The sequence below is a fragment of the Aeromonas sp. 603079 genome (assembly GCF_049172135.1).
GTDB lineage: Bacteria > Pseudomonadota > Gammaproteobacteria > Enterobacterales > Aeromonadaceae > Aeromonas > Aeromonas veronii.
In genome coordinates, this window is sequence record NZ_JAAKPX010000011.1 from 57,145 (window position 1) to 75,281 (window position 18,137).

Annotated in this window: 15 protein-coding genes, 3 tRNA genes and 2 pseudogenes; 2 read left to right on the forward strand and 18 right to left on the reverse strand. The window is 59.2% G+C overall.

All coding sequences use genetic code 11. The features are described from left to right. Positions 1-122: 122 nt before the first annotated feature. The 13 genes and pseudogenes from G5287_RS09910 to G5287_RS09970 form a co-directional block, all read right to left on the reverse strand. Positions 123-974, reverse strand: a pseudogene (locus tag G5287_RS09910) (IS5 family transposase); the annotation flags it as partial. Positions 975-1,067: 93 nt separating this feature from the next. Continuing rightward, positions 1,068-1,803: pseudogene (locus tag G5287_RS09915) on the reverse strand (IS3 family transposase); the annotation flags it as partial. Between the two features lie 391 nt (positions 1,804-2,194). Beyond that, positions 2,195-2,281: transfer RNA gene (locus tag G5287_RS09920), tRNA-Leu, on the reverse strand. Positions 2,282-2,322: 41 nt separating this feature from the next. Beyond that, positions 2,323-2,396, reverse strand: a tRNA-Cys gene (locus G5287_RS09925). Positions 2,397-2,431: 35 nt separating this feature from the next. After that, a tRNA-Gly gene (locus tag G5287_RS09930) sits at positions 2,432-2,507 on the reverse strand. Positions 2,508-2,688: 181 nt separating this feature from the next. Then, positions 2,689-3,243 (reverse strand): CDP-diacylglycerol--glycerol-3-phosphate 3-phosphatidyltransferase, encoded by a 555-nt coding sequence (gene pgsA, locus G5287_RS09935; protein WP_031227442.1) that lies wholly within the window; start codon positions 3,241-3,243, stop codon positions 2,689-2,691. A gap of 199 nt (positions 3,244-3,442) precedes the next feature. Continuing rightward, positions 3,443-5,296: an excinuclease ABC subunit UvrC gene (gene uvrC / locus G5287_RS09940; RefSeq protein WP_421231225.1), complete on the reverse strand. Its 1,854-nt coding sequence runs from the start codon at positions 5,294-5,296 to the stop codon at positions 3,443-3,445. 127 nt (positions 5,297-5,423) lie between these two features. Continuing rightward, complete coding sequence (uvrY, locus tag G5287_RS09945; protein WP_005337448.1) at positions 5,424-6,068, reverse strand: UvrY/SirA/GacA family response regulator transcription factor; 645 nt, start codon at positions 6,066-6,068, stop codon at positions 5,424-5,426. Positions 6,069-6,280: 212 nt separating this feature from the next. Next, on the reverse strand, positions 6,281-7,030 hold the full coding sequence (kdsB, locus tag G5287_RS09950) for a 3-deoxy-manno-octulosonate cytidylyltransferase (RefSeq protein ID WP_421208737.1): 750 nt from the start codon (positions 7,028-7,030) through the stop codon (positions 6,281-6,283). Continuing rightward, on the reverse strand, positions 7,027-7,215 hold the full coding sequence (locus tag G5287_RS09955) for a Trm112 family protein (RefSeq protein ID WP_005347033.1): 189 nt from the start codon (positions 7,213-7,215) through the stop codon (positions 7,027-7,029). The genes kdsB and G5287_RS09955 overlap by 4 nt, the downstream gene beginning before the upstream one ends. Positions 7,216-7,338: 123 nt before the next feature. Then, the gene (gene lpxK, locus G5287_RS09960) at positions 7,339-8,334 is read right to left on the reverse strand and encodes a tetraacyldisaccharide 4'-kinase (protein ID WP_421208736.1); all 996 of its coding nucleotides are present in this window, start codon (positions 8,332-8,334) and stop codon (positions 7,339-7,341) included. Further along, a complete protein-coding gene (msbA, locus tag G5287_RS09965; RefSeq protein ID WP_157160501.1) occupies positions 8,334-10,097 on the reverse strand; it encodes a lipid A ABC transporter ATP-binding protein/permease MsbA in 1,764 nt (587 codons plus the stop codon). The genes lpxK and msbA overlap by 1 nt, the downstream gene beginning before the upstream one ends. A 104-nt stretch (positions 10,098-10,201) precedes the next feature. After that, the gene (locus tag G5287_RS09970) at positions 10,202-12,403 is read right to left on the reverse strand and encodes a DNA internalization-related competence protein ComEC/Rec2 (RefSeq protein WP_421208735.1); all 2,202 of its coding nucleotides are present in this window, start codon (positions 12,401-12,403) and stop codon (positions 10,202-10,204) included. A 27-nt stretch (positions 12,404-12,430) separates the two neighbouring features. Here G5287_RS09970 and G5287_RS09975 point away from each other — a divergent pair, with 27 nt between their 5' ends. After that, the gene (locus tag G5287_RS09975; protein WP_005350890.1) at positions 12,431-12,949 is read left to right on the forward strand and encodes a DUF2062 domain-containing protein; all 519 of its coding nucleotides are present in this window, start codon (positions 12,431-12,433) and stop codon (positions 12,947-12,949) included. After that, the gene (locus G5287_RS09980) at positions 12,943-13,446 is read left to right on the forward strand and encodes a DUF2062 domain-containing protein (protein ID WP_005359699.1); all 504 of its coding nucleotides are present in this window, start codon (positions 12,943-12,945) and stop codon (positions 13,444-13,446) included. Before G5287_RS09975 ends, G5287_RS09980 begins: the two co-directional genes overlap by 7 nt. Before the next feature lie 116 nt (positions 13,447-13,562). Here G5287_RS09980 and G5287_RS09985 read toward each other — a convergent pair whose 3' ends face one another. The 5 genes from G5287_RS09985 to eco form a co-directional block, all read right to left on the reverse strand. After that, positions 13,563-14,753 (reverse strand): amino acid aminotransferase, encoded by a 1,191-nt coding sequence (locus G5287_RS09985; RefSeq protein WP_216978471.1) that lies wholly within the window; start codon positions 14,751-14,753, stop codon positions 13,563-13,565. Positions 14,754-14,898: 145 nt separating this feature from the next. Beyond that, positions 14,899-15,840 carry a hypothetical protein gene (locus G5287_RS09990; RefSeq protein WP_227342417.1) on the reverse strand — a complete coding sequence of 314 codons (942 nt, stop codon included), beginning with the start codon at positions 15,838-15,840 and terminating at the stop codon, positions 14,899-14,901. A 171-nt stretch (positions 15,841-16,011) separates the two neighbouring features. After that, complete coding sequence (hdfR, locus tag G5287_RS09995; RefSeq protein WP_005337525.1) at positions 16,012-16,884, reverse strand: HTH-type transcriptional regulator HdfR; 873 nt, start codon at positions 16,882-16,884, stop codon at positions 16,012-16,014. After that, positions 16,884-17,255, reverse strand: a complete 372-nt coding sequence (locus tag G5287_RS10000) for a DUF413 domain-containing protein (RefSeq protein WP_005350885.1) — start codon at positions 17,253-17,255, stop codon at positions 16,884-16,886. Before G5287_RS10000 ends, hdfR begins: the two co-directional genes overlap by 1 nt. Positions 17,256-17,553: 298 nt before the next feature. Further along, positions 17,554-18,036 carry a serine protease inhibitor ecotin gene (eco, locus tag G5287_RS10005; protein ID WP_005337529.1) on the reverse strand — a complete coding sequence of 161 codons (483 nt, stop codon included), beginning with the start codon at positions 18,034-18,036 and terminating at the stop codon, positions 17,554-17,556. Positions 18,037-18,137 lie beyond the last annotated feature (101 nt).

The window sequence follows — 18,137 nt, forward strand, 5'->3', positions numbered from 1 at the left end:
CTCGGCTTTTGCTGGCGTGACCCCGTAATTGTGTTGATGTGGATGCCGCCAGTTGTAGTAATCGGCGTTGTTGCCCAAATCCCCCAGCAAGTCATGACTTCCCCGGCCCCTGGTGACCGCAACACTCGGGGTTTTCTGACAGGTAGACCCAGGGTATTGAGTTTGTTTATGGCGCTTACATACGCCATGACTTCTCCCACTTGGCCGTTTAGTTACGCAGACTGATTTTCCCCGCCAACAACTGCTTGAACCGATACATCACCGTCTCGGCCAGCGAGCGACGGTGATACCCCGATATCTTCTTCCAGTCCGCTAGCCCTTCCTTGCGCATCACAACACAGCATCATTTCTCGGGTGTCCCTTTTCCATAACGCCGTGCTTTCGCTAGTCAGGATACAGGCTGTCGCCCCCTGTGCGCTAGATAAGCTGATGGCTGGCTTTACTGTCGTCGGCGCCATCCGCATAAACATGTCCCAGCGAGACTTCCGCCGCCACGATATCGTGGCTCACCGGATCTACCGCCAGATGCAACTTGCGCCACACTCGCCGTTTTTCGGCGCAGTGTTTGCTGACCTTTCACTCACCTTCACCAAACACCTTCAGCCCGGTTGAGTCGATAACCAAGTCGGTAACGCGTCCCCTTGGGGGGAGCGATAAGCCACTTTCACCATACGGGCTCGCTTGCAGACACAGCTATAGTCCGGTGCGCACAACGCCAGATTCCTCAACTCGAGCAGGGAGTCGAGTAGTCCCCGAGTGGCCCGCGGGGTGAAGTTGAAAATTCCCTTGAGCATCAGGAAGGTACAGATGGTCTGGTTGGTGTAGAACTGGCTGCGGCCTTGCCGTCCGTGATAGTCGTGGTGAAACCAGTTGCTCATGGCCTCGGCATCAACCCAGAAAGTGGGTGAACCACGGTGAATCAAAGACTTGTTGTATTTAGGCCAGTTGGTGATGGGGTGCAGCGAAATGCCCATGATGCAAACTTGAAGAGGATGGTGATGAGCAGATCACCGAGTCCTCAGCTAGTTCCATTCAAGCTGCATCGATTTGGGCAACAACGCCTAGCAATCCATCAGGTAATAGCTGATATCCAGCTTCGCTTCCCGCAGGTTCAGGTATCCCGTTGCTGGGAGCCACTGTGACTTCAAGCTTCTGAACAGCAACTCCATCGGGACGTTATCCCAGCAGTTACCACCATGATTCATGCTCCAGGCCATGCGATAGCGCCACTGTCGTTGCCGAAATGCCCGACTGCCCTATTGGCTGCCCTGGTCGGAGTGAAACAGCACACCCTGATTGACAAGCCCGCTGCTGATAGGGCATCTCCAGAGCTTTGATGGCCAGATCTACATCAGGCTTACCAGAGATCGTCCAGCCCACAACTCGCTGGGTATGCAGGTCGAGCATCACAGCCAGATAATGCCAACTAGCCCCTGCCCAAACCTAGGTGATATAGCCACACCTGATTGAGTTGCTGGACATCAAATTTGCGGGCCAGCAGATCGGGAATATCCGGTCGTGCAGACCGGGCACCTTATAACGGTGTGCGCCCGGCTGTTTGGATGCCAACCCGGATTCCTTCATCAGGTTACGGACTTTGAATCGGCCAATCTGATACCCCAGCGTTCGCATCATCGACATCAAGGCGCGACTGCCTGCGGAATCCCGGCTCTCTTTGAACAAACGGCGCAACTAACGGCACTGTTGCATGCACTCACGGTTAATTACTCTCCTACGAACCAGATAATCATAAAAACAGAACGAGGGAGCATCGCAAGCGCAGCAGACCAAAGTGATGAGGGCTTTCCTCCAAGTCCTGTCAGGGATATCTAACGGGCTAAATGATCTGAGAGTAGTAACCAAAGCGAAAACAGGGACCGTAGAGCAGGACGGAGCCTCTCAGACCACCAGTCAGAGAACATTAGGCACCACGCAGCGCTTTCATGGCCATGAATACCCGGTTGGAGAATGGAATAACTTACCGGGTAAGGAGTGGTGGAAGTAAGCGGCCATACCCTGCCCCACGAGGTAAATCCCTCGGCTATATACAGACCCCTATAAAAGCCTGCCTTCAGCAGGCTTTGTTGTTATGAAGCAGTGGACTCGACACAATCGCTGTCGCCATTTTGGCGCCATTTAGGAAAAAGAAAATGGCCACTATTTCTAGTGGCCTTTCGTAACTCTTTGATTTTAATGGTGCCCGAGGCCGGAATCGAACCGGCACGACGCGAACGTCGAGGGATTTTAAATCCCTTGTGTCTACCGATTTCACCACTCGGGCACCGCAATCGGTATCAAGCTCGCGTGGCGGGCTTGTCAATATGGAGGCACGTTCCGGAGTCGAACCGGACTAAACGGATTTGCAATCCGCTGCATAACCGCTTTGCTAACGCGCCATGCAAAAGAGAGTTGGCTCTCTATTGTCTGAATTTGGAGCGGGAAACGAGACTCGAACTCGCGACCCCGACCTTGGCAAGGTCGTGCTCTACCAACTGAGCTATTCCCGCATTGGTCTGGCTGACTGCCTGACTACGAGAACGCATTCTAGCGATGTTCCTCGCCCAGTCAACCAGAAATATTTAATTACCTGATCGTTCGGGCATTTTTTACCCTTTTTGAACAGTTTTAGCGCCTTTGGCCGTTTCCTGCCTCAAATCAGTGGAAACCTCACCTTGCGGCGCAAGTGACTCACAGGTTGGCGTGGTGGGTCAGATCGCCCCAGGCGGCCTTCATGTACTGGAACATCGACCAGAAGGTGAGCACGGTGGCGACATAGAGCATCACATAGGCGAGCCACACCATCCAGACGTTGTATTGCCAGATAAGACCGGTGAGCGACACCATCTGGATCATGGTCTTCCACTTGCCAATCCAGCTGACCGCCACCGAGGAGCGTTTGCCGAGCTCGGCCATCCATTCGCGCAGGGCGGAGATGATGATCTCTCGGCCAATCATGGTCATGGCGGGGATGGTCACCCAGATGGTGTTGTAGTGTTCGACGATGACCACCAGTGCGGCAGCGACCATGATCTTGTCGGCAACCGGGTCAAGGAAGGCGCCAAAGGCGGTGGACTGATTGAGCTTACGAGCCAGATAGCCATCAAACCAGTCGGTAGCAGCAGCCAGAATAAAGATGATGGCGGCAGCCAGATAGGACCATTGATAAGGCAGATAGAACAGGATGACGAAGACGGGAATGAGCAAAATCCGGAAAAACGTCAACAGGTTAGGTATGTTTGTCATTATTTTCAGCCACTTCTTGTACGTCGCTACATAGTGCGCCAAAGCCGATTTGCGATGCAACCGCACTGGCGCCCGTCTTGGTCTTTTTAATCCATCAATCTTCTCAAAATGCGAGGGCCATTATGGCATTTACGGCCCCCCCGCGTCACGGCTCTTGTGCATCAAGGAGTTAGCGATTTTGCCATACCGCTAACCCTGCTCAGGCGCTGTGCAAGCCATCGTGGATGGTCTGGGCCAGCTCCTGACTGATGCCGGGTACCTTGGCCAGTTCATCCACGCTCGCCTTTTTGACCTCCTGCAGGCCGCCCAGATATTTGAGCAGCGCCTGCCGCCGTTTCGGCCCCACCCCCGGAATATCCTCCAGACTGCTGCTGGTGCGGGCCTTGGCCCGTCTGGCCCGGTGGCCGGTAATAGCAAAACGGTGGGATTCATCGCGAATATACTGAATAAGGTGCAAAGCGGGCATATCTGCCGGTAAATGCAACTCTTCGTGACTCTCCCCCATGATGAGAGTTTCCAACCCCGCCTTGCGGGTGACCCCCTTGGCAATCCCCACCAGCAGCGGGTATTTGCCGCCGAGGAACTCCAGCTGACGAGCCAGGATCTCTTCGGCCCGGCGTAACTGGCCAAGGCCGCCGTCGATAAATAGCACGTCCGGCACCTTGTCCGGCTCCTGCTGCTTGCCAAAGCGGCGCTCCAGCGCCTGCTCCATCGCCGCGTAGTCATCACCGCCAGTGATACCGTCGATATTAAAACGACGATATTCCGATGAGAGCGGCCCCTCCCGGTTAAACACCACGCAAGAGGCCACGGTGCGCTCCCCCATGGTGTGGGAGATATCGAAACACTCCATGCGGGCGATGGGGCGCTCCAGCTCCAGCAGCTCTTCCAACTGATCGTAGCGAGCAGTAATGGTGCTCTTGTGAGCCAGCCGCGATCGCAGCGCCGTCTCGGCATTGATGGAGGCAAGCTTGATAAAGCGGGCCCGTTCAGCGCGGGTTCGGCTCACCACCCGCACCTTGTAGCCTGCGGTCTGGCTCAGGGTCTCGGCGATGACGCTCTCATCCTCCAACGCCACATCGAGCAGCACCTCACTCGGGATCTGCCGCCCCCCCTGCCCCGACAGATAGAACTGCAGCAGGAAGGATTGCACCACCTCGTCGAGCGGGGTGTCAGCCGGCACTTTCGGGAAGTAGCTGCGCGAGCCCAGCACCTTGCCCTGACGGATAAAGAGCACGTGGATGCAGGCAGCGCCTTGCTCGAAGGCGACCCCCACCACATCCAGCTCGTCCAGCACGTTGCCGCTCACCGACTGCTGCTCGGTGACCCGGCGCAGCGCCAGGATCTGATCCCGATAGCGGGCTGCCTCTTCAAAGCGCAGATCGCCGCTGGCGGACTCCATCTTGCCCACCAGCTCGCCTATTACCTGCTGGTTCTTGCCCGCCAGAAACAGCTTGGCCAGCTCCACCTGCTGGGCATATTCGGCTTCGCTCACCAACCCGGGTACGCAAGGGCCAGCGCAACGCTTGAGCTGATAGAGCAGACAGGGACGGGTGCGGTTGGCATAGACCGCATCCTCGCACTGGCGTACCGGAAATATTTTCTGCATCAGATGCAAACTCTCGCGCACCGCGCCGCCAGAGGGGTACGGGCCGAAGTACTCTCCTTTGATCTTGCGGGCACCGCGATGGACGCCGATACGCGGATGCTGGTGCGCGGTGATGATGATCCAGGGGTAGGATTTGTCGTCCCTCAGCAGCACGTTGTAACGGGGCTGGTACTGCTTGATGAGATTGTGCTCGAGGATCAGCGCCTCGGTCTCGGTGTGGGTGACGGTGACCTGGATATCGGCGATCTGTCGCACCAGGGTGCGGGTCTTGATGCTGTCGACGTTGGTGCGAAAGTAGGAGGCGAGCCGCTTTTTCAGATCCTTGGCCTTGCCCACATAGATCACGGTGCCACCGCTGTCATACATGCGGTAGACGCCACTTTGATGGGTGACGGCGCTCAGAAACGCCTTGCTATCGAAGAGAGGTTCGGGAGAGAGGGTCATCAGCTACTCGGCTCACACAAAGGCAAAAATTGACGGGCAGAGCATACTGCCCCCGCCGCCTGAAAAGCAAAAGGGCAGAAAAGCAAAAAGGCGGCACGCGCCGCCTTTGTGACCACACGCCACCCGATTAGAGGGTATCGGCATCCAGCATGCCATAGCGAATGGCCAGATGGGTCAGTTCCACGTCACCGTTGATCCCCAGCTTGCTGAACAGCCGATAGCGGTAGCTGTTGACCGTCTTCGGGCTCAGGTTGAGCTGCTCGGAGATATCGGTCACCTTCTGCCCCTTGGTGATCATCATCATGATCTGCAGCTCGCGCTCGGAGAGGGACTTGAAGGGATTCTCGTCAGCGGAGGCAAACTGGCTGAGGGCCATCTGCTGGGCAATCTCCGGGGAGATGTAGCGCTGACCGGAGTGCACCAACCGGATCGCCTGGATCATCTCGTCAGGGGCAGCCCCCTTGGTAAGGTAACCGGCGGCGCCGGCCTGCATCACCTTGGTGGGGAACGGATTTTCTGAATGAATTGTCAGCACTATGATGCGCACATCGGGGCGGATCCGCAGAATTTTGCGGGTCGCTTCCAGACCACCAATACCCGGCATGTTCATGTCCATCAGGATCACGTCCGGATGGTGTTGGCGACAGAAAGTGACTGCGGTCTCGCCGCTCTGTGCCTCGCCTACCACCTTGATCCCGCGCACATCTTCAAGAATGCGTCTTATCCCTGTACGCACCAGCTCATGATCATCGACCAGGAATACATTTATCACCCAAACACCCCGTTTTATCTCGTTTTAGCCGCCCGGTTAGGGTTAACAGGGCGTCTTGCATCATAACCAAACTCGTCGCTTTGGCAAACCATGCACGCCAAAAGTTTGAGAAAACCCATGTTTAGCGTTTAAAATCAAATAATTATATAAATTTTCAAAACAAAAAACGGTGCCTTGCGACACCGTTTTTCATGACGTTAGTGCTGTGGCCATCACTTGGCCAAAAAGGCGCGCACCTTCTCCAGATCGGCCTGGGTATCCACCCCGACCGGCGGCGCTTCAAAGGCCTGGGCGACGTGGATCTTCTCCCCGTACCAGAGCACCCGCAGTTGCTCCAGTGCCTCGACCTGCTCCAGCACGCTCGGTGCCCAGTCTACGTAACGCTGGATAAATCCGGCGCGATAGGCGTAGATACCGATATGACGCTGGTAGTGGTCGCCAATCTGCTCATGGCTCTTGGCAAAGCGATCCCGATCCCAGGGAATGCTGGCGCGACTGAAATAGAGGGCGTAGCCATCCTTGTCAGTCACCACTTTCACTGCGTTCGGGTTGAACGCCTCTTCGGCATCCTTGATCGGCACCGACAGGGTCGCCATCGGCGCCGTGGCGGCAGCCAGATTGTCTGCCACCTGACGAATGATGGCGGGCGGAATGAGCGGCTCATCCCCCTGCACATTGACGATGATGGTATCGGCGGCAAAGCCGTAGTGACGGCACACCTCGGCCAGACGCTCGGTGCCGGACTGATGATCCGGTGAGGTCATGCACACCTCGACGCTGGTGCTCAGCAGTGCCTGCTGCACCCGCTCGTCATCGGTGGCGACGATCACCCGATCGGCACCCGATTGCAGGGCTTTCTCCACCACGTGCTGCACCATGGGCTTGCCATGGATATCCGCCAGCGGCTTGCCCGGCAGACGGGTTGACGCATAGCGGGCAGGAATGACGACGACGAAACTCATGACGGCAGCTCATCGCTGTTGAGCGGACGGGCACGGTTCTCCAGCAGCACCGGGATCCCCTCCTCCAGCGGATAGGCCAGCTTGTCAAAGCGGCAGACCAGCTCATGAACTGCTTTGTTGTAGTGCAGCTTACCCTTGCAGACCGGGCAGGCGATGATGTCGAGCAACTTGATGTCCAAAGCCAAAACGATACTCCTTCAACGATGTCGCGCTGGCGGCTTCATCACGCCAGCGATGGATGTCGAGCAACCAGATATTCCATACGGGACCGCTATTGGTCCACTTCTCCCTCGCTCAGGCAAGGGAGATTAATCTTGCGCCTTAGTCGCACCCTTTGCCTTCGCCCCCAGCTTGTGCAGCAGGGCATCGAGCAGGGAGGCGGGCAACTCGGCACTGACCGGCAGATACCACCAGTTATCGAGGGCAAACGGGCGGCACTTGACCGCATCCTTCTCGGTCATCAGCAGCGGCTTGCTGGCAAAGCGCCCCACCAGCTCATCCCGATCGAAGGGGTGATGATCGCCGTAGGCGGCCTGCTGATCCAGCTGATAGCCGAGCCCTTCTAGGGTGGCAAAGAAGCGGGGTGGATGACCGATCCCCGCCAGCGCATCAACCGGCCCCGACAAGGGGGCGGCAAGCGGTGCATCGTCGCGCACCCGTCGCGGGGTGTCGGCGACCAGTTGCATGGGGTACTCCCCCTTGCCCGGCTCGCCGCCGTTGCAGATGATGGCGTCCACCCGTTTGAGCCGAGTGATCGGCTCGCGCAGCGGCCCCATCGGCAGCAAGCAGGCGTTGCCGAAACGGCGCGCTCCGTCCACCACCACCAGCTCGATGTCGCGGGCCAGCGCATAGTGCTGCAGACCATCGTCGGTGATGATGATATCCACCTCACCGCTCTGCTCCAGCAGTCGTACCGCGTCGGCCCGTTTCGGGGCAACCACCACGGGGCAGCCGCAGCGCCGGGCAATCAGCACCGGCTCATCTCCGGCCTGCGCCGTGGTGCTGGTCTCATCCAGCCGATAGGGGTAATGGGGCGCCTTGCCGCCATAACCACGGCTCACCACCCCGGGGCGATAGCCGCGGGCTTGCAACTGCTCCACCAGCCAGACCACCACTGGCGTCTTGCCGTTGCCCCCCACCGAAATATTGCCCACAACAATGACCGGCAAGGAGGAGCGATACCCCTTGCGCCAGCCATGACGATAGGCGTAGCGGCGGGTGCCGCTGATGATGGCGAACAGCAGGGCAAAGGGGGCCAGCAACCAGCGCCAGCCACTTTTGCGATACCAGAGCCGTTCCAGCATCAGGCCTTGCTTCCCGCGTTGCCAAACTGAATAGCGCGCAGCTGGGCATAGGTGCCGCGCTGCTCCATCAATGCTTCGTGGTTCCCGCGCTCGACGATATGGCCTTCGTCGATCACCAGGATCTCGTCCGCCTTCTCGATGGTGGAGAGACGGTGGGCGATCACCAGCGAGGTACGCGCTTTGCAAAGCTCGTCGATAGCCGCCTGAATGTGGCGCTCGGATTCGGTATCGAGGGCCGAGGTGGCCTCATCCAGCAGCAGAACCGGCGCATCGCGCAGCAGGGCGCGCGCAATGGCAACACGCTGACGCTGACCACCGGAGAGGGATGCACCGTTCTCGCCAACCACAGTGTCATACCCGTTGCTCATCTTGCTGACGAATTCGTCGGCATGAGCGATGCGGGCAGCCTGCACGATCTGGTCGCGGCTGTATTTGTCTTCCGCGGCGTAGGCGATGTTGTTGGCCACCGAGTCGTTGAACAGGTGGACATGCTGGGAGACCAGCGCGTACTGCTTGCGCAGCTCGCTCAACTTGTATTCGCGGATGTTGATGCCATCCAGCAGGATCTCGCCCTGATCGATGTCGTAGAAGCGGGTCAGCAGGCTGGCAATGGTACTCTTGCCAGAGCCGGAACGGCCCACCAGCGCCACCGACTTACCCGCCTCCACCTTGAAGCTGACGTTGTGCAGCGCCGGGGTGTCCTTGGTCGGGTAGGTGAAAGTGACGTTGCGAAACTCGATCTCGCCGCGAGCACGCTCCAGAGTACGGGTGCCGGTATCCTGCTCAGGCTCGCTGTCGAGCAGGCCAAACAGGCTGTGGCAGGCAGTGATGGCGCGCTGAAACTGGTTGTTGACGTCGGTCAGGCTTTTCAGCGGCTTGAGCAGCATCATCATGGAGGTGATCATGACGGTAAACGTACCGGCAGTCAGCTCGCTGCGCACACTGTCGATGGTAGCTACATAGAGGAAGGCAGCCAGCGCGATGGAGGCAACCATCTGCACCACAGGGCTGCCGATGGCATCGGCAGCGACCATCTTCATGGTTTGCTGGCGCATGTTGTTGCTGACCTGGAAGAAGCGTTTCTCTTCCACCTTCTGGCCACCAAACATCAACACCTCTTTGTGCCCTTTGAGCATCTGCTCGGTGGAGGTGGTGATATCCCCTACCGCCTGCTGGATGTGACGGCTGATCTGGCGGAAACGGCGGCTGATAAGGCCGATGATGACCCCCACCAGCGGGCCAACCACCAGGAAAATCACCGACAGCTGCCAGGAGTGCCAGAACATCAGGCCGAGCAGACCGACCACGGTCGCCCCTTCCCGCACCAGGGTCACCAGCGTGGTGCTCGCCGCCGAGGAGACCTGACTGGCGTCATAGGTCACCTTGGAGAGCAGATGACCGGTGTTCTGACGGTCGAAGAAGCTCATCGGCATCGCCACCATGTGATTGAACACCTGCTGTTGCAGACGCATCACGACGTGGTTGCCGACCCAGGCCATGCAGTAGTTGGAGAGAAAGTTGGCGACACCGCGCAGGGCCACGATGCCGAGGACGAAGAAGGGCATCCATTTCAAAACGGTGCTGTCGTTGCCATTGATGCCCTGATCGATCAGCGGCTTGATGGAGTAGACAAAGGTGGTATCCACGGCGGCGTAGCCCAGCATCCCGATGATGCCACCGACCAGGCCCAGCTTGCGATCACGGACATAACCGAGCAGGCGCTTGAATACTGGCCAGCTCTCTTGTGAGGTTTCTTGTTGCATGAATAGCCGTTAGTAATGGAAATGACGGGCTATTCTAGCCAAAGCGCAGGCTTACACCAAGCGCCGCCACCTATATCGCATTCCTACACGGCAGAAATGGCCGATTATTGCTCAAACCACACTCGCGGTCGCCACCACTCGCCACTGCGCCGGTACCAAGGCCCCAGATCTCGCTCGGCGGTGACGCTCAAGCCCTCTGCGGTGGGTTCGACCAGCATCGCCCCTTGCTGACCGGTGATCCACTGGCGGGCATCCCGATAGCGGGCTACTACATCGGGACGGGGAAAGCCCCACTGATTCATAAAACCGGCGCTGTGGATCACATCCTTTGCCGCCACCGCCGCGACAAACGAGGGTGTGGAGGAGGTGCGACTGCCATGATGGGGGCTCACCAGCAAGGTGCTGGCCAACCCCTCCCCCTCCAGCGCCACCAGTCGTTGTTCGGCCTGCCGTTCGATATCGGCGCTCAGCAATATGCTGCGCTCGCCATCGCTGATGCGTACCACGCAGCCATCGTTGTTACGCCCACCGCCTGGGTATTCGGGCCAGAGCACCACAAACGAGAGCCCCTGCCAGCGCCACTGTTGCCCACGCTGGCACAGGGTGGTTCCCTCACTGAAGGGGTAAGAGGAGAACTCGTGACGCACCGGCATGGCGCTGAGCAGTCGCTTGCGATTGCCGGCATGGTCCCGATCCTTGTGGCTGATGATGAGGCGATCGATGACCCGGATCCCCAGATGGCTTAGCTGGGGCAGGATCACCGCGTCCGCCATGTTGTAGCCTCCGGGATAACGATCGCCGGTGTCATAGAGGATGGCACGCTCCCCCTTGCTGATCAGCACCGCCAGCCCCTGTCCCACATCCAGCACCCGCAGTTGCCAGCGGGCGGGAGCTGGCCAGCACGCCAACACCAGCGCAAGGGTGCCCGGTAACCAGAGCCAGCGTGCCGGGCGCCACTTTGCGGCGAACCAGAGCAGCAACAGCAGGGTGCAGAGCGGCAGCCACCAGCCGGGTAGTGGCCACCACAGTTGCAGTTGATCGGCCAGCCAATTCAGGATCGTCAGCACCCACCCGAGCCCCAGATCCGCCAGCCAGAACAGGACATAGGCAAGCGAGGTGGAGAGCGGCGCCAGCAGCACACTGATCAGGGCCAGCGGGATGATGGCGATACAAAAGAGCGGTACCGCCAACAGGTTGATCACCATGGCAAGAGGCGCTATCCCCTCGAACAATGCCAGTTGCAGCGGCAGCAGACCAAGCAGCAGCCAGAGCTGGATCTGCCAGAGCCCCGGCTTGTCGTGTACATATCCCACCAGCAGCAAGATGGCCACCGCCAGAAACGAGAGCCAGAAGCCGGCCGAATAGAGGGCGAAGGGATCCCAGAGGGTCAATACCACAAAGGCCCACAGCCAGATGCGCCAGGCCGGCCACTCTCGCCGGCTCCAGCGCAATACACTCCACACCAGCACCATGATCAGGGCCCGCTCGGTGGCCACCGCAAACCCGGCCAACGCGCTGTAGACGGCGGCAAACAGCAGGGAGGTGATGATGGCGCCACGCAGGCCAAACAGCCTGCCCAACCACCACCCGAGCACCGCCACCAGCGCAATGTGTTGCCCTGAAATGGCGATGATATGGGTCAGACCACTGCCGCGAAACAGCTCCCACTGGGCATCCGTGATGCCGCTCTGCTCGCCAAAAGCGAGCGCCGCCAGCAAGGGGGCATAGTCAAGTGGACGCCAACTCTCGGTCGCTGCCCCCAACCAACGTTCACGCCAACCCGCAGGTGCCTGTTGAATATCTATCACCCGACGCAGATTGCCAGTGGCGGTGATCCCCTTGCCCAGCAGCAGACGCCGCCCATCCAGCCCCGCCTCGTTGGCCAGACCGTGAGCCGGTTTCAACGAGGTCACCAGGGTGATCCGGCTGCCTACCGTCATGGCGGGCAATGCCTGATAGGCATTGACCCGGATCAGGGGCTCAGGTGTCACCGGTTGTTCGTCGAGGATGCTCACCCGCAGCAGCAGCCGGACAAATTTATCCCCCTCGGGCTCTGCACTTTGCAGCTCTGCGGTTATCATGTGGCTCGTCTGATCGCCCAGCCGCTCCAGCCAGGCCAGCCGATAGGCAAGATTGGCCTGCATCCAGAGGATGCCGAGCAGGAGAAACAGCCACCGCCAGGCACGGCAATATGCAAGGGGGATCAGCAGGGACAGCAACAGGCCCCCCCATGCGAGTGAAGGTAACCATGGCCAGAGCAGTGAGGAGCTTGCCCCCAGGGCAAACGACAACAGACGCAGATCCATGGAGCAAGTATTTAGCAAGGTTTCAATATGCCCAAACGACTCATTAAACGCTGGATGCCCGATCAGCAAACCCTGAAAGAACACAAGCACCTGCGGCTGTTCGGCAAACTGCTGCTCGATGCCAACCTCTGGCACCTCAACCGTCGCTCTGCAGCCGGGGCATTTGCGGTGGGCCTCTTCATGGCCTGGGTGCCGCTCCCCTGCCAGATGCTGCTGGCCGCCGGTGGCGCCATCCTGTGCCGGGTCAATCTGCCGCTCTCGGTGGCGCTGGTCTGGCTCTCCAACCCCTTTACCATGCCGCCCCTGCTCTATGGTGCCTATCTGGTAGGTTGCCAGCTGCTGGGACATTCGGCGCAGCAGATAGAGATTGAATTCACCTGGGAGTGGCTGGTCTCGGTACTGGGCACAGTGGCACCGCCGCTGTTGCTGGGCTCGCTCATCCTGGCCCTGCTCAGTTCTCTTATCGGTTACACCCTGATCCGCACCTTCTGGCGGATCAGCACGGTGCGCCAGTGGCAAAAACGCAAGATGGCCCGCCCATGCTGAGTCGCTGGTTTGCCCGCTTCAAGCTAGATCCCGATACCCTGCGCCAACAGAAGTGGTTTGCCCTGTTTGGTGAGCGACTGCTTGCCCCAGCCCTCTGGCAAGGGGGCACTCGCGCCCTGAGTGGCGCGGTGGCGGCCGGGATCTTCGCCTGCTGGTTCCCAATCCCGATGCACTCGCTCATCGCAGTCGGTCTGGCGCTGGCATTCAGCCTCAACCTGCCACTGGCGCTGCTGGCGGTCTGGTTCAACAATCCGCTGACCCTGCCGTTCATGTATCTCTACGCCTATCGCACCGGTTGTCTGGTACTGCACCAGACGCCGGAGCCTTTCCACCTCAGCTGGACCCTCCACTGGCTGGAGCAGGAGGCTGCCACCCTGGTGCCCCCCTTCCTGCTCGGCAGCCTGCTGCTGGCGGTACTCACCGCCCTGAGTGGCGGCGCCCTGACCGCGCTGCTGCTGCAACTGCGCAAACTGTGGCAAGGTGCCCGCCACCAGTGAGCTCCCCTTCCCATCGTTTGACGATCAGCCGTTGGCGATCAAAAAAGCCCGTCACCAAGGTGACGGGCTTTTTCATGGCATAGTGCCGCATAGTGCCAGAGCACAAGGCAATGCGATTACAGCACCTTGGCAATGGCCTCGCACAGGGGATCTATATTGGCGCGGGTAATACCGGCTACGCTGATCCGGCCTGAGCCGACGATGTAGATGGCAAATTCGCTCTTGAGGCGCTCCACCTGATCCTTGGTGAGACCGGAGAAGGAGAACATGCCGTTCTGCTCGCGGATAAAGCTGAAATCCTGGCTCACACCGAGGGCAGCCAGCTTCTCGACCAGCAGCTCACGCATCTCGCGAATCCGCACCCGCATGGCGGCCACTTCTTCGACCCACTCGGCATAGAGAGCCGGATCGCTCACCACGGCGGTGACCACAGCGGCGCCATGTGACGGCGGGTTGGAGTAGTTGGCACGGATCACTGTCTTGACCTGGGTGAAGGCCACATCGGCGATCTCCTTGGTCGCGCTGACCAGCGTGAAGGCACCGACCCGCTCGTTGTAGAGGCCGAAGTTCTTGGAGAAAGAGCTCGCCACCAGCAGCTCGTCATGGCATTCGGCGAAGATACGCAGGCCTTCGGCATCCTCTTCGATACCACGGGCAAAACCCTGATAGGCGAAGTCAAACAGCGGCAACCAGCCGGCGGCAGCACTTTGTTTGGCCAGCGCGCGCCACTGTTCTGCAGTGGGATCGATACCGGTCGGGTTGTGGCAGCAACCGTGCAGCAGCACCAGCTCACCCGGCTGCACTTCGGCCAGCGAAGCCTGCATGGCGGCAAAGTCGAGCCCCTTGGTGGCGGCGTCGTAGTACTTGTACCACTTGACGGTCAGGCCCGCGGCCTGGAATACGCTGACGTGGTTGGCCCAAGTGGGATCGGAGATCCAGATGGTCTTGGCCAGACCGTTGCGCACCACAAATTCGGCCGCGATACGCAGGGCACCGGTACCGCCCGGCGCTTGGGCGGTCTTGGCACGACCGCTGGCAACCAGCGCAGAATGCTGCCCGAACAGCAGTTGCTGCACGATACGGCCATATTCGATATTGCCTTCAATACCGAGGTAGTTCTTGGTCTTCTCGTCGGTCAGCAGCTTCTGCTCGGCTTTCTTGACGCAGTGAAGAATGGGGGTGGCACCGGACTCGTCCTTGTAGATCCCTACGCCCAGATTGATCTTGTGGCTGCGAGAGTCAGCACGGAAGGCTTCGGTCAGGCCCAGGATCGGATCCGCTGGGGCGGCAACAACCTTTTCAAACATGGTATTCCCTGTATTCCGTTGAGTTCGTTGGGTGGCAAAGCGGCTTGATAAACAAAAGCGCTCATCTGGCGAGCGCTTCGTCAACTCTTTATATCACCGCGTTCAATGGGGGAAAACCGCTTTTTGGCTCGCTTTCGGGCCAATTTCAACCAACGGCATGCCACGCTGGTGCCAGCGCGCACACCTCGGCCGACAAGCCACCATTGGACTCAACCAAACCGCTACAAACTGCTAACAATGGCTTGGGAATCCGGCTCGGCTCCCAGTGCCGAGCCTCAGTCAAAGGCTGGGCATATGCGCTGAGGATGGGGGCCAGATCACGAGGCAGCCACCAGCTGGCCGGACGACCCAAGCGCTGGGCCAGCGCCTGCAGCCGATCCACCCCGGCAGGGTCGAGGGCGGTGAGATGACTCCACAGCACATTGGGGGGCAAGGCGGCCACCACCTGCTGCAAGGCAAGAGGAGCCGATGGGGGGGCCCACACCAGCAAGGTGCCGGGTTCAAGAGGCAGCTCGGCAAAGGCGCCGACGCTGTCTGTGGTGATCACCCGCTCGATACTCCCCTCCCCCCACAGGATCTTGCCAAGACCCGCCAGGGTGCGCTCGGGCAAGGCCACCTCCCCCAGCGCCTGCAACCAGGGGGCTGCGTCGATCAGGGTACCGCCGCTGAAAAAGAGGCTGAACGGCTGGGCTGCGCGCAAGCGCAACAGCTGATCGGCACAGAGCCGGATCCCCTTGTCCTCGAAATCGATCTGCTCGTTGGGGGTGAAGTTCACCTCGCTCTTGCGATAGAGCGCCGCCAACACCCGCTCGTTGACCTGCTCCCCCAATTGCCAGCCCTGAGCATGTAACCACTCCTCGGGCTCGGGGGGAGCGGTGGCGATCTCGGCCAGCATCAGCTCGCGGGTGAGATAGCGCCGTCCGGCCGGGGTGAGCTCATAGCTGTGGCTGCCATGGGCGAGCAGCAGCTGATTATCCTTGAGCAGGCCCACCAGCGGTTGCCACTGGCGGCCACGGATCACCACAGGTGAGTGGCTCAGCAACTGCTGCGCCAGCGCCCGCCATTCGGGGTGACTAAAGTCGATCAATTACAATCCATCCCTGTCAGTGCTCAATCGGATAAACAGCCTGAAAAGGTACCGTTACAGGCCGATGACGCCAAGCCTCCCACGCCAATTACGTGACCTCGCTCCCTGCAATTTTCCCCAAACAGAAGAGCCCACCGTGGGGTGGGCTCTTCCTTGGATAACACTCGACGCTTATTCGACGTTGAGGCGCAACTCGGCATCGTGCCAACCCAGTGGCAGGGTCAGCAACTGATCGATCAGCTCCCGGCGATCGGATTTCTCCAGATAGGCGAGATAGAGCGGACGGCTCAGCGGCTGGCCCCCCTCCACCAGATGGAGCGCCCCCTTCTCGAGGAAGGGGCTGACCATCCGCCGTGGCAGGTAGGCAGCACCACCGTTGGCCAGCACGAACTGCAACGCCATGCTGGCGGAGCTGGAGTGCAGCACCGGGGTCTTTTGCAGGCTCTGCAACCGGCTGGGTTGCGGCTCGAAGCTGGTGCCCCAGTCGAGGTGGATGTGCGGCATCTGCATCAGGTTGTCGGCATTGGCGGCCGGATCCCGGCTCACCAGCTCGAACACCAGCTCACCGATGGGATGCAGGGCAATCTCGTCGATCTTGGTGGGCTCGGAGAGCAGGGCCAGATCGAGGGAGCGCTCCAGCAACTGGCGGCAGAGGTGCTCGCGGGAGGCTGTTTCCAGCCGCACCGCCAAACCGGGCGCCAGCGCATAGATGTGATTGAGCCAGTCGTTGAAATCGAGCTCCCAGAACACAGCGGGCGCGCCGATGGCCAACTGCTGGCTGAATCCCGGCGAGAGTGCCACATCCTGCTTGGCACGACCAAGGGTGTGCAAGATGGCGTCTGCGTAGGGCAGCAGACGCTCACCGGAGGCGGTCAGACGGATATTGTTGCGATGACGGGCAAACAGACTGACACCCAGTTGCTGCTCTAGCTGGCGGATCCGGAAACTCACCGCCGACTGGGTCAGGTAGAGATTTTCAGCAGCCCGGCCAAAGTGCCGGGTCTTGCTCACCTCGATAAAGGTCCGAAGCAGCTCGGTATCCATTAATCGATGGACTCGTCACTGCCACCGCCGCTGCCACCACCGACATCAAAGCTGCCGCCACCGCTGCTCTCTTCGCTGGCGCCGCCAACGACAGTGCAGAGGCGATGAACGCGCTTGGGACCGATCACCTTGAGGTATTTGAACCACACCTTGGCATGGGGGTTGGCACCGGCTTCGCCGGATTTGACCTGCTCGACGAAGGCGGACTCGACATCGTCACGGGGTGCAAGGTTGCCCTGGTAGAGTGCCAGCATGGCGGTACCATACTTTTCCAGACTGTCCGCTTCGGCCACAGTGAATTCGCCACTGCGACGCAGGCCACGGGGAAAATGTTTGAAGTCGTTGAAACGCTTGTCTGATTCGAAGCTCATAGTGCTCTTTTTTCTGGTTAGTTTGACCTTTGCGGGCAAGTATCATCAGGCCATCGCCGAGTGCAAAATCAATTTTCTCACTATGTTAATAAATATCTTTTATCGATGTCACTTTGCCCCATCGCTGACGCCGATTTTGTGGCATAACACACAAAAAACGTTGATAAATAATAAACTTATGTAAACGTGCAGCCAATTTACACGTCACTTTCTGGACTGTGCAGGCAAAAATAAAGCGCCATACGGCGCTTTATTTATCACATCAGGTGAACCAGCTGAACCTTTGGTTCAAACATGCTTACTCAATCATGGCCGGTTGGGCCAGGTTGTCGGCACGCCACAGACGGTAGCGCACTTCATACTCCTGCGGCACGTAGATCACGAACGGCAGTTTTGAGTTGTAGTTCACGAAGAAGCCCTGACCGTAGATCTGGACGAAGGTCTCTTTTTGCTGGTTATCCGGGCACATCATCAGGGTGCTGATGGGGTCGGAGACTTTGCCCAGTTTCAGATAGTTGTAGCCCCAGCCTTTAACGCTGTGCTGTTCCAGGTTGCCTGCAAAACGCGGTACGTTGCAATCAACCATCATCTTTTTGCCGACCTGCAGCTCGACCATCATGTCGGCTTCTTTCTCGACTTCAGGCAGGCGGATCACCACACGTTCCTGATTCACGTCAGCGGCTGGGAACATGCTGATATCAAATTTTTTCGGCTCGGCGGCGAAGGCATGGCCACCCAGCAACAAGGCGCCCAGCAGGCTAAAACGCAATACGGTTTTCATCTGTACCTCATGGGGTTGGTTCAACGCCGCTAGACTAACCGCTCTGCCGATTTCATGCCAGCGATCTGCTACGTAAAAACTGCGTAAAATGATGCAGATCC